At 67.9% G+C, this 11,650-nt stretch carries 11 protein-coding genes; 5 read left to right on the top strand and 6 right to left on the bottom strand.

All coding sequences use genetic code 11. The annotated features are described in order from the left end of the window. Positions 1-29: 29 nt before the first annotated feature. The 3 genes from G6N18_RS16985 to glf are packed head-to-tail and all read right to left on the bottom strand — an operon-like array spanning position 30 to position 3,710. A complete protein-coding gene (locus tag G6N18_RS16985; protein WP_067225548.1) occupies positions 30-554 on the bottom strand; it encodes a phosphatase PAP2 family protein in 525 nt (174 codons plus the stop codon). Then, positions 547-2,508 carry a glycosyltransferase gene (locus G6N18_RS16980; RefSeq protein WP_083006818.1) on the bottom strand — a complete coding sequence of 654 codons (1,962 nt, stop codon included), beginning with the start codon at positions 2,506-2,508 and terminating at the stop codon, positions 547-549. Before G6N18_RS16980 ends, G6N18_RS16985 begins: the two co-directional genes overlap by 8 nt. Continuing rightward, the gene (glf, locus tag G6N18_RS16975) at positions 2,505-3,710 is read right to left on the bottom strand and encodes a UDP-galactopyranose mutase (protein WP_083006833.1); all 1,206 of its coding nucleotides are present in this window, start codon (positions 3,708-3,710) and stop codon (positions 2,505-2,507) included. Before glf ends, G6N18_RS16980 begins: the two co-directional genes overlap by 4 nt. 233 nt (positions 3,711-3,943) lie before the next feature. Between glf and G6N18_RS16970 the strand changes: the two genes are divergently transcribed. Together G6N18_RS16970 and G6N18_RS16965 are read left to right on the top strand one after the other, a co-directional pair. Then, positions 3,944-4,876 carry a hypothetical protein gene (locus G6N18_RS16970; protein ID WP_083006815.1) on the top strand — a complete coding sequence of 311 codons (933 nt, stop codon included), beginning with the start codon at positions 3,944-3,946 and terminating at the stop codon, positions 4,874-4,876. 191 nt (positions 4,877-5,067) lie between these two features. Next, on the top strand, positions 5,068-6,630 hold the full coding sequence (locus tag G6N18_RS16965; RefSeq protein ID WP_067225620.1) for an N-acetylmuramoyl-L-alanine amidase: 1,563 nt from the start codon (positions 5,068-5,070) through the stop codon (positions 6,628-6,630). Positions 6,631-6,638: 8 nt separating this feature from the next. On the opposite strand, the gene G6N18_RS16960 is transcribed toward G6N18_RS16965, so the two are convergent. Genes G6N18_RS16960 through G6N18_RS16950 form a run of 3 tightly spaced genes read right to left on the bottom strand, consistent with a single transcriptional unit; the run spans position 6,639 to position 8,994 of the window. Further along, on the bottom strand, positions 6,639-7,454 hold the full coding sequence (locus G6N18_RS16960) for a Cof-type HAD-IIB family hydrolase (protein ID WP_083006812.1): 816 nt from the start codon (positions 7,452-7,454) through the stop codon (positions 6,639-6,641). Further along, the gene (locus G6N18_RS16955) at positions 7,451-8,212 is read right to left on the bottom strand and encodes a lysophospholipid acyltransferase family protein (RefSeq protein ID WP_083006810.1); all 762 of its coding nucleotides are present in this window, start codon (positions 8,210-8,212) and stop codon (positions 7,451-7,453) included. Before G6N18_RS16955 ends, G6N18_RS16960 begins: the two co-directional genes overlap by 4 nt. A 5-nt stretch (positions 8,213-8,217) precedes the next feature. Beyond that, positions 8,218-8,994: a lysophospholipid acyltransferase family protein gene (locus tag G6N18_RS16950; RefSeq protein ID WP_083006808.1), complete on the bottom strand. Its 777-nt coding sequence runs from the start codon at positions 8,992-8,994 to the stop codon at positions 8,218-8,220. A gap of 18 nt (positions 8,995-9,012) precedes the next feature. On the opposite strand from G6N18_RS16950, the gene G6N18_RS16945 reads away from it, so the two are divergent. The 3 genes from G6N18_RS16945 to G6N18_RS16935 are packed head-to-tail and all read left to right on the top strand — an operon-like array spanning position 9,013 to position 11,644. After that, complete coding sequence (locus tag G6N18_RS16945; RefSeq protein WP_083006805.1) at positions 9,013-9,723, top strand: aminoglycoside 3'-phosphotransferase; 711 nt, start codon at positions 9,013-9,015, stop codon at positions 9,721-9,723. 38 nt (positions 9,724-9,761) lie between these two features. Then, complete coding sequence (locus tag G6N18_RS16940; protein WP_083006803.1) at positions 9,762-11,312, top strand: MBL fold metallo-hydrolase; 1,551 nt, start codon at positions 9,762-9,764, stop codon at positions 11,310-11,312. After that, a complete protein-coding gene (locus tag G6N18_RS16935; protein ID WP_067225535.1) occupies positions 11,312-11,644 on the top strand; it encodes a hypothetical protein in 333 nt (110 codons plus the stop codon). The genes G6N18_RS16940 and G6N18_RS16935 overlap by 1 nt, the downstream gene beginning before the upstream one ends. Positions 11,645-11,650 lie beyond the last annotated feature (6 nt).

The raw sequence follows: 11,650 nt of genomic DNA, 5'->3' as shown, positions 1-11,650 counted from the left end.
GCTCTCTGCGCTGCTGTCACTCGAGATGCTCATGGGATCCTCTCGGCGCGGTCGGCGACCGTGCCGACCACCTTGGCGACGGCCGCCCCGACCGCGACGCCGGTCAGCACATCGCTGGGGTAGTGCACGCCGAGCACCAACCGCGACAACGCCATCGGGGGCACCAGCAGTGCCGGCAGCGGCAGCCCCGTGGTCCTGGCCATCAGGAGCGACGCTGCGGTGGTGGACGTGGCGTGGGCCGACGGGAAGCTCAGCCGGCTCGGGGTTCCGACGTTGACCGTGACCGCCGGGTGGTGCGGACGCTCCCGACGCACCACCCGCTTGATCACGACCGCAGCGGCGTGCGCGACGAATGCGCCCGCCCCCGCGGCCAGCCAGGCGCGCCGGCGGTCGGCCTGAAAGACCGCTCCCAGCAGGGCAATTCCCAGCCAGCCGAGGCTGTGCTCGCCGAAATGCGACAACGCGCGCGCACCCGAAAGGATCCCCGGCCGGTCGGCCAGCGCGGACTGCACGGCGACCAGCGCGGCTTCCTCCCCGCGCGGCCTGTCATTCATGTGCAGACGACTCCAGTAAGACCGTCTCCCACTTCTGCTTGCTCGACAACGTCGACAGCGCCTCGCGGTAGACCTTGCGCATCCGGTTGAACTTGCGCGCGAGGCGCGCCTGGCGCTTCAGCGACTCCCGCAGCAACTCGAACATCTTCTCGCGGTCGCGCTGGCGGTACACCACACCGCGACCGTCCGCGGTCGTCACCGTGACACCGTCGACCCTGCACAGCGAGAACCAGCGGGCGTCCTGGGTGGCGACGTTGATCTGCGGGCGGCGATGGTGCTCGGGGTCGGCGGCCTTCAGCTGGTGGATGACGCCGCGGGACAGCCGCCACGAGATCGCCAGCGCGTTCGTGGGGATGTTCACCTTCTTGCGCCACCGCTTGTCCGATGGTGTCGGCAGCTCGGCGGCGCTGGACAGCACCACCGCGTCGGGGTACTCCTGGCGCATCTTGCGCACCTCGGGCAGCGCGGACTCCAGGATCGAGAAGATGTGCTCGGGTCCGGCCAAGAAGTCGTCCATCGCCCTGTTCTGAATGGCGACCGTCGAATACTCAAGGCACAGAAGGTGTTTGAGGGTCGCCTTCAGATGGCTCGCGATCAGCCCGCTGATGTTGCCGTCCCAGTGCAGCGCCGCCACGACCAGCCGGTTGCGCAGGTGGAAGTACGCCTGCCAGTCGATCGCGTCGTCCTTGTCGCTCCACGCCATGTGCCAGATGGCGGCCCCGGGCAGCGTGACGGTCGGGTAGCCGTGCTCGCCGGCACGCAGGCCGTAGTCGGCGTCGTCCCACTTGATGAACAACGGCAGCGGCTGACCGAGTTCCTCTGCGACCTGGCGCGGGATCATGCACATCCACCAGCCGTTGTAATCGACGTCGATGCGCCGGTGCAACAGCCTGCTGCGCGGCGAATCCTCGTCGCTGAGTCGGAATTTCGCGAAGTTGTGGTCGTACTCGGTGTTGACCGCGTTGGTCCACATGAAGTTCTCGGAATCGACCATCTCGCCCATCACGTGCAGGTGTGAGGGTTCCTGCAGGTTGAGCATCTGGCCGCCGACCAGGGTCGGCGACTTCGCAAACCGGTTCATCGCCAGCGCCCGCAGGATCGAGTCCGGCTCGATGCGGATGTCGTCGTCCATGAAGAGGATCTGTTCGCAGTCGGTGTTTTTCAGCGCCTCGTACATCACCCGGCTGTAGCCGCCGGAACCGCCGAGGTTGGGCTGGTTGTGCACGGACAGCCGGTTGCCGAGTGCGGCCGCGGCCTCGTCGAAACCGGGATGATCCTTCGCCTTGTTCGCGCCCTGATCGGTCACGATCACCGCGCCGATCACCTCGTCCACCAACGGATCCGAAGTGAGCGCGGCCAGCGCGTTGACACAGTCCGCCGGACGGTTGAAGGTCGGGATGCCGACCGCGATGTTGGCCCGGCCCGGTGCGGGCACCGGCGCGTACCAACCGGCGTGATGCAACGTCGACGCGGCGTCGGTGGCGATGTCGAACCAGATCCAGCCGCCGTCCTCGAACGGGCCGAGGTCGATCTCGAACTCGACGGAGGCGGGGCCGACATTTGATCCAGCGGCGCGGGCTCCGTCACTCTCGCTGGCGACCGGCGCGCCGCCGACGGTGATGCGCGCCCCGGTGGCCTTGGATCGGTAGACGTCGACGCGCGCGCTGCCGGTCAGCTCGACGCGCAGCACCACCGTCTGCAGTGTGGACCAGCGCCGCCAGTAGCTGGCGGGGAAGGCGTTGAAGTAGGTGGCGAACGACACCTGGGATTCGGTGCCGATCTCGAGCGCGGTGCGTGTCGGCGCGTGCGCGCGTTTGGCGTTGGTGTCGGCTTCCTCGATATAGAGCTTGCGGACGTCATGCGGTTCGCCGGGACGCGGCAGGATGACGCGCGTCAGCAGGCTGACCGCCTTGGATTCGCCGGCGTCGAGCGCGCCGGACGGTATCTCGCTCATGCGCTACTGCTTTCTGGGTCCGGTTCGGTCAGTGGCGCACCGTCGCGCAGGTGCGGGGCCAGCGTGTTGTCGTACATGCTCAGCGCGCTGGCGATCGCCATGTGCATGTCCAGGTACTGGTAGGTGCCCAGACGGCCACCGAACAACACCTTCGCAGAAGCGGTTTCGGCCTTCGCCCGGGCCCGGTATGCGGCCAGCAACGCGCGGTCGGCTTCGGTGTTGATCGGATAATAGGGCTCGTCGTCGTCATCGGCGAACCTGGAGAACTCGCGCATGATCACCGTCTTGTCGGTCGGGTACGCGCGTTCGGGATGGAAGTGCCGGAACTCGTGGATGCGGGTGTAGGGCACGTCGGCGTCGTTGTAGTTCATCACCGGGGTGCCCTGAAAGTCACCGGTGGGCAGCACCTCTACGTCGAAATCGAGGGTACGCCAACCGAGTCGCCCCTCTGCGTAGTCGAAATAGCGGTCCAGCGGCCCGGTGTAGACCACTGGCGCGTCGGGGTTCTCGGCACGGAGTTGGTCCCCCACGTCGAACCAGTCGGTGTCCAGCCGGACCTCGATGCGGTCGTCGGCGGCCATGTTCTTCAGCCACGCGGTGTAACCCTCGGCGGGCAGCCCCTCATAGGTGTCGTTGAAGTAGCGGTTGTCGAAGGTGTATCGCACCGGCAGGCGATTGATGACAGCGGCCGGAAGTTCCGCGGGATCGGTCTGCCACTGTTTGGCGGTATAGCCCTTGACGAACGCCTCGTAGAGCGGGCGACCGATCAGCGAGATCGCTTTTTCCTCGAGGTTCTGGGCGTCTTCGGTATTGATCTCGGCGGCCTGCTCCTTGATCAATTGGCGGGCCTCGTCCGGGGTGAAGTACTTGCCGAAGAACTGCGAGACCAGGCCCAAGCCCATCGGGAACTGGTAGGCCTGCCCGTTGTGCATGGCGTAGACGCGATGCTGGTAGCCGGTGAACTCGGTGAACTGCCGCACGTAGTCCCACACCCGCTTGTTGGAGGTGTGGAACAGGTGGGCCCCGTACTTGTGCACCTCGATGCCGGTCTGCGGCTCGGGTTCGGAGTACGCGTTGCCGCCGATGTGCGGGCGTCGCTCGAGAACGAGGACGCGTTTGTCCAGCTGGGTTGCCGCGCGCTCGGCAATCGTCAGGCCGAAGAACCCGGAGCCGACGACAAGGAGGTCGAAACGAGCTGTCATCGGCAGCAAGGGTATCCGACCGCGACCGCACGACCCGAATTCGACAGAAGCCGAAGATTGCGATCGGCTCACGATTCCATATCGTCACTTTCGTCCCACCAGTCACACCAGTACCGTCGTTCACGTCGGCATTGCGTGCCGGCAGCGCACGACCTGGGTGGTTCACCTGAATCGCCTGGCGCGACCCAGCAGAACCGCCTAACAGATGTAGCCCATGTATTGAGGAGACTTCCGTGCCGAACCGACGTCGACGCAGGCTGTCGACAGCCACGAGCGCAGTGCTGGCCTTGGCAGTCGCGAGTCCCGCAGCAGTAGTCGCCGTGACCGAGTTGTCGGAGAGCACCGAGCCGGCGTCCCAGCACCGCGAGTTCGTCCAGGCAGCGATGATCACCGATCTGCCCAACGAGTTGATGTCCGCCTTGTCCCAGGGCCTCTCGCAGTTCGGCATCAACCTGCCGCCGATGCCGACCGGGATGCTGACGGGCACGGGGGCGAGCGCGCCGACCACGCTCACCTCCCCGGGGCTGACGACACCAGGTCTCACCACACCGGGGCTGACGTCTCCGAGCCTGACGGCGCCCGGGCTCACCACACCCGGACTCACCACGCCCGAGCTGACCACTCCGGGACTGACCGCTCCGGGACTGACCGCCCCGAGCGCCACGGTTCCGCCGGTCACCGCCACCGCTCCCTCCCTGACCGACCCGGCGTTGACCAACCCCGCGCTGACCAGCCCGGACCTGACCAGCCCGGGGCTGACCAGTCCGGCCGGGGACAGCGGCAGCCTGACCGCCCCGGGTCTGTCCACCCCACCGGCGCTGACCGATCCGGCCCTGGGCACCACGCCGATCTCGTCGGCGACGGGCCTGCCGGCACCCAGCGAGGTGCCCATCGCGGCGCCGATCGGGCTCGACCCGGCCGCCGGCACGTACCCGATCCTCGGCGACCCCTCTCTGGCGACGATGCCCGCGGCGACCGGCGGCGGCAGTGGCGGGATCGTCGGCGAGCTGTCCGGCATGGCCGAACAACTCGGCGCCGGACAGGCGATCGACCTGCTCAAAGGCATGGTGATGCCGGCGATCATGTCGGCGGTGAAGCCGCCGGGCGCCCCGGCCGCCGTGCCCGCACCGCCGGTACCTGCGGCGCCGGCCGCTCCCGGCGCCTGAGACCTGCCACCAGACGGCACCGCAGAAGCCGGGCGGCTCTGCGGTGCCGGTGCAGGTCTCCGTCGATTTTGGTGCCGCTGCGGGCCGTGTCGTACCACAAGCAACAACTGACACATACGTAACATCGGTCCGTGCCGCCTCGCCGCCCCGCGCCGTCGCTGATCTTCACCGCTCTGGCGGCGACGGTCGTGATGCTGCCGATGGCGGTCTACGGCCTACCGGGTGACGGGCCGGACCGGGCGACGGCCTCGGAGGCGCCGCGACTCGCGCAGCAACCGCTGACCGGCCTCCCGGGCGGAGAGACGATCCGCGAGGTCCACCAGGACACGCCGTTCTCGTTGGTCGCGCTGACCGCAGACGACTTCGCCGGCACCACCGCCCGGGTGCGGGCCAAGAAGGCCGACGGCACGTGGGGGCCGTGGTACGAGGCCGAGCCCCTCGAGGGCGTCGGCCCCCAGACTCCCGCTGCCGGTCCGCGCGGCACCGAACCGGTGTTCGTCGGACGCACCACCACCGTGCAGATCGCCGTGACCCGTCCGCCCGATGCGGCCACGACCCCGCAGCCGGCACCTGCGCAGGGGCCCGGCCTCGGTTACCTGCCGGCCAGCGTGGAGCAGTCCATCGGGCAGAACTTGAACGCCGTCCTGATCAGCCCACCGCAGGCGCCGCCGGTCGACACACTGCCGCCGCCGTCGGCGGTGAACGCGCCGGGCGTGCCGCCGAACATCATCAACCGGTCGCAGTGGGGTGCCGACGAATCGATGCGGTGCGGAGACCCCCGCTACGACTCGGGAATTCGCGCCGGAGTCGTGCACCACACCGCCGGTAGCAACGAATACGCGCCCCAGGACTCTGCCGGCATCGTCCGGTCGGTCTACGAGTACCACACCCGCACGTTGGGCTGGTGCGACATCGCGTACAACGCGCTGGTCGACAAGTACGGACAGGTTTTCGAGGGGCGCGCGGGCGGCATCACCAAACCGGTCGAGGGAGCGCACACCGGCGGCTTCAACCGCGACACCTGGGGTGTGGCGATGATGGGCAACTTCGAGGTGGTCCCGCCGACACCGATCCAGTTGCGCACCACGGCCCGATTGCTCGGGTGGCGACTCGGACTGGACCACGTCGATCCGCGCGGTACTGTTGTGCTGGCCTCCTCGGGTGGGTCGTTCTCGGCGTTCCCAACGGGCGCGACACCGAAGCTGCCCTCGATCTTCACCCACCGCGACGTCGGCGCCACGGAGTGCCCCGGCAATGCGGCGTATGCCTTGATGGACCACATCCGCGACATCGCCGCCCGGTTCAACCACCCACCGGGGCCCGACGACCTGTCCGAATCACTGCGCGGGGGCGCGATTTTCGCGCAGTGGGAGGCGATGGGCGGGATGAAGAGCCCGCTGGGCAGGCCGACGTCATTGGAGGCCGCCGGCGAGGGTGGCGCCCGCTACGTCACATTCGAACGCGGCGCGGTGTACTGGTCACCGCAGAGCGGCGCGCAACCGGTCACCGGCGAAATCTACAAGGCCTGGGGCGCATTGGGCTTCGAGCGTGGCGCGCTCGGATTGCCGACCAGCGCGGAAATTCAAGCACCGCTTTGGATTGTGCAGAACTTCCAACACGGCACGCTGAACTTCGACCGCGAGAACGGCACCGTGACACGGGTGTTCGACGGCATCCCCGTCGAGCTCCCGAAGCCGACGGCCGACACGGCGCCCGTGCAGCTCGAGCGGTTCACCCCGCCGATCAGCAGCTGATCGCGGCGCTACATCCACCACCGCTCGAGCACCCGCGCGACGCCGTCGTCGTTGTTCGTCGAGGTGATCTCGTCGGCCGCGGCCAACGCATCCGGATGGGCATGCCCCATGGCGACACCCAACCCGGCCCATTGCAGCATCGGCACGTCGTTGGGCATGTCGCCGAACGTCACGATCTCCTCGGCGGCGATGCCGAGCGGACCGGCCAACTCCGCCACGCCGGTCGCCTTGCTGATGCCGATCGGCATGATCTCGACCAAACCGTTATTCGTGGAATACGTGATATCACCCTGCGAGACAACGTGTTTGACAAGCTCGGCGGCCATATCGGCACTGCGTGCGCCCGCCTTGCGGATGAGCAGCTTGACGGCGGGTGCGCTGAGCAGGTCCTCGAGGGACACCTCGGTGTTGTCCGGGTTGAGCCAGGCGTGTTCGTAGCCCGGTGAGCTGACGAACTGCGGAGTCGCGGCGTCATGAGCGCTGCGCCCCACCCGCTCGACGGCCAAGCCCGCGCCCGGGATCGCCCGTGTCGCGATGTCGGCGAGTTCGCCGAGTACGTCGGTGGTCAGCGTGCGCGCGGACACGATCCGGTCGGTGGCCGGGTCGTAGATCACCGCACCGTTGGCGCACACCGCCATCGGCGCGAAGCCCAGCTCGTCGACGACGGGCTGCACCCACCGCGGCGGGCGACCGGTGGCCAGCACGAACTTCGTGTCCGCCGCGACCGCGGCGGTGACCGCCGCCCGGGTGCGCGCGGAGACCTTCTCGTCGTCGTCCAGCAACGTGCCGTCGACGTCGGAGGCGATCAGCAACGGGAGGGTCACCGGCGGCTCTTGGCTTCCCGCTCTGCGCGCTTGCGGGCCCGCTCGGCCAGTTCTGCCTCGTCGAGCGCTTTCGCCTCGTCGGGCGACGGTGCGCCACCGCCGAGCCGGCGCGGCACCCAGAAGGCGCCCTTCGGGCTTGGATAGTCGCGCTGCGCCTCGTGCAGCAGCTCGGTCATCGCCGTGCGCAGGTTCTGCAACGTTCGCTCCATCGAGTCGTCGGCCCGCAGTGGTTTACCCACCTCGACGGTGATCGGAATCTTGCTGCGGCCCAGGCGCCGCGGATGGTCTTTGGTCCAGAGCCGCTGGGCGCCCCATACGATGAGCGGAACGATCGGCACATCGGCCTCCCGCGCCATGCGGGCAGCGCCGGTCTTGAAGCCCTTGAGCTCGAAGCTGCGGCTGATCGTGGCCTCCGGATAGACACCGACGAGCTCGCCTGCCCGCAGCCGCTCCACGGCGACGGCGTAGGCGCCGGCCCCGGCACTGCGATCCACCGGGATCGTGCCCGTGCGGCTGATGAGGTAGTTGACGACCTTCACATGCTGCATCTCTTCTTTGATCATGAAACGCAGCCGCCGCTTGCGGTAGTGCGCTGCCAGCGCCGCGGGCAACCAGTCGACATAGCTGGTGTGGTTGATCGCGATCACCGCACCGCCACTGGCGGGGATGTGCTCCAGACCGTGGTAGGTGATTGGGATCCCGTTGACCCTGACCGCCGCCTTGACCAGTACTTCGAGTGTGTAGAAGACGGGCTCCATCTCGGCTACCCCGGTGCCCCACTGGGGTCGGGACGCTGTGCGCGCCTGGCGGCCTTCTCGGCAGCCTCCTCGGCGTCCATCCGATTGGCCTCGGCCAGCGTTGGTGCTCCCCCGCCCAGCCGGTGCGGCACCCAGAACTCGCCGGGCGGGTGCGGGCCGTAGGCGTCCTGCACCCGCTCCAACAGGTGCTGCATCCGCGAGTGCAGCAGCGCGGTCAGCTGCGTTGCGGGCAGCGTCGGCTCGATCGGTTCACCGACCGCGACCGAGATCGGCACCTTGGGCCGCCACATCTTCTTCGGGTGGTCCTTGGTCCAGATCCGCTGCGCACCCCACACGACATGCGGAACGATCGGCACGTCGGCGGCGATCGCCATGCGCGCGGCGCCGGACTTGAACGCCTTGATCTCGAAGCTGCGGCTGATCGTCGCCTCCGGATAGACGCCGACCCACTCACCCTCCTTGAGTTTCCGGCACGCCTCGTCGAAGGACCCGGCGCCGCTGTCGCGGTCCACCTCGATGTGGCGCAGGCTGCGCATGAGCGGTCCGGTGATCTTGTGGTCGAAGACCTCTTTCTTGGCCATGAAGCGGACCTTGCGGCCCTGCCCCTGGCGGTAGGCGGGCAAGCCTGCGAACGTGAAGTCGAAGTAGCTGGTGTGGTTGATCGCGATCACCGCGCCGCCGGTGGCCGGCAGGTTCTCCACGCCGGTGACCGTGAACTTCAGCCCCTGCGCGCGCCACAGCAGCCGCGCCAGCTGGATGACGGTGCCGTATACCGGTTCCACATCAGGCAGCCTAGTCGCGTGACCCGACCCGCCGAACCCGTGCCGGTTCCCGGCCTCGTCGCCTCGATCTCGATGGGCCGCCCGGTGCGTGCCGTCTGGGTCAACGAGCTCGGTGGCGTCACCTTCGCCATCGACGGGGGCCGGGAGTTCGTCAAGGTGTACCCCGACGCTTCAACGCACTTACTCGCCGCAGAGGTCCCCCGGCTGCGCTGGGCGCGGCGCTACACGCCGGTACCCGAGGTGCTGGCGTCCGGGCCGGGCTGGCTACACACCGCGCGGCTGGCGGGTCGGTCCGCGGTGGATCCCCGCTGGGCCGACGAACCTGAAACCGCCGCCCGGGCAATCGGGCAGGGGCTGCGGCGCTTGCACGACGCGCTGCCGGTCGAGGACTGTCCGTTCGGCAGGCCGTCATGGGTGCCGAGCGACGCGCCACCGCCCGACCGGCTCGTGGTGTGCCACGGCGACGCCTGCGCCCCGAACACCCTGATGGCCGACGACGGCGCGTTCAGCGGGCACGTCGACCTCGGCGACCTGGGCGTCGCCGACCGGTGGGCCGACTTGGCGATCGCGACGTTGTCGCTGGACTGGAACTTCCCGACCGAGGGCCCCGGTGGTTTTGCGGAACTACTGCTCGAGGCGTACGGCGTGGCAGCCGACGACGAGCGCATCCTCTACTACAGGCTTGCGTGGAACGCCTCCGACGACGATCAGGACCCGCTGGCGGGCTAGACTCACCGCGAGCGCCACATTGCAAAGAAGGGGGATTTGTGCAGGTCACGAGCGTCGCGCACGCGGGTTTCCGCATCGACACCAAGGCGGGAAGCATCTTGTGCGACCCCTGGGTCAACCCCGCCTATTTCGCGTCGTGGTTCCCGTTCCCCGACAACAGCGCGTTGGACTGGGACGCGCTCGGCGACTGCGACTACCTGTACGTCTCGCATCTGCACCGCGACCACTTCGACCCACGGTTGCTGCGCAGGCACGTCAACAAGGACGCGATCGTGCTGCTGCCGGACTACCCGGTGCCCGATCTGCGTCGCGAACTCGAGAAGCTCGGATTCCACCGGTTCTTCGAGACGACGGATTCGGTCACGCACACCGTCAGCGGCCCGCGCGGCGATCTCAAGGTGATGATCATCGCGTTGCGCGCCCCGGCCGACGGTCCGATCGGCGACTCCGGACTCGTGGTATCGGATGGCGTGACCACCGCTTTCAATATGAACGACGCGCGGCCCGTCGATCTCGACGTGGTGCACGCCGACTTCGGCCATGTCGACGTGCACATGCTGCAGTACTCGGGCGCCATCTGGTACCCGATGGTCTACGACATGCCCGCCCGCGCCAAGGAGGCGTTCGGGATCCAGAAGCGGCAGCGCCAGATGGACCGCTGCCGCCAGTACATCGCCCAGGTCGGCGCCACCTGGGTCGTCCCGTCGGCGGGCCCGCCGTGCTTCCTCGATCCGGACCTGCGGCACCTGAACGACGACCATGGCGATCCGGCCAACATCTTTCCCGACCAGGCGGTGTTCCTGGAGCAGCTGCGCGCGCACGGCCACGAGGGTGGCCTGCTGATGATTCCGGGGTCGACGGCGACTTTCACCGGCTCGCAACTGGATTCGCTGACCCATCCGCTGCCCGAGGACCAGGTGCAGGCGATCTTCACGACCGGTAAGGCCGACTACATCGCCGACTACGCCGAGCGGATGGCGCCCGTGCTGGCCGCGGAGAAGGCGAACTGGGCACCCGCGGCGGGCGAGCCGCTGCTGGAACCGCTGCGCACGGCCTTCGAGCCGATCATGATTCAGACCGATCAGATCTGCGACGGTATCGGTTATCCGGTGGAGTTGCGACTGGGTCCGGAGACGGTGATCCTTGACTTCCCTAAACGCGTTGTGCGCGAACCTATTCCCGACGAGAAGTTCCGCTACGGCTTCGCGATCGCGCCGGAACTGGTGCGCACCGTGCTGCGGGACAACGAACCCGACTGGGTCAACACCATCTTCCTGTCGACCCGGTTCCGCGCGTGGCGGGTCGGCGGCTACAACGAGTACCTCTACACGTTCTTCAAGTGCTTGACCGACGAGCGGATCGCTTACGCCGACGGGTGGTTCGCCGAGGCCCATGACGACTCCTCGTCGATCACGCTGGACGGCTGGGAGATTCAGCGGCGATGCCCGCACTTGAAGGCGGACCTGTCGAAATTCGGCGTGGTCGAGGGCTCGACACTGACCTGCAACCTGCACGGGTGGCAGTGGAACCTGGAGAACGGCCGCTGCCTGACCACCAAGGGTCACGAGTTGCGGAGTACGCGGAACTGATGGCCCCACAACAGTTTTACGACGACGGGATGATCCAGCTCGACCGTGAGGCGATCACGTTGCGTCGCTATCACTTCCCGTCGGGCACCTCGAAGATAATCCCGCTGCGGTCGATCCGCGGATACAAGGCCGAGCCGCTGGGCATGTTCACCCATCGGTTCCGCATCTGGGGCAGCTCGGATCTGCGGCGCTGGCTGCCGCTGGACGTGTGGCGACCGATCAAGTCGACTTTGGTGACGCTGGACGTTGCAGGCGCGCGGCCCAAACCCGCGTTCACGCCCCAGCGGCCGACCGAGTTCCTCGCGAGCCTGGACGAACTTCTGAACGGTTAGCGGTCG

Source organism: Mycolicibacterium celeriflavum (genome assembly GCF_010731795.1).
Taxonomy (GTDB): domain Bacteria; phylum Actinomycetota; class Actinomycetes; order Mycobacteriales; family Mycobacteriaceae; genus Mycobacterium; species Mycobacterium celeriflavum.
This window is presented reverse-complemented; position numbering and strand designations above follow the sequence as displayed.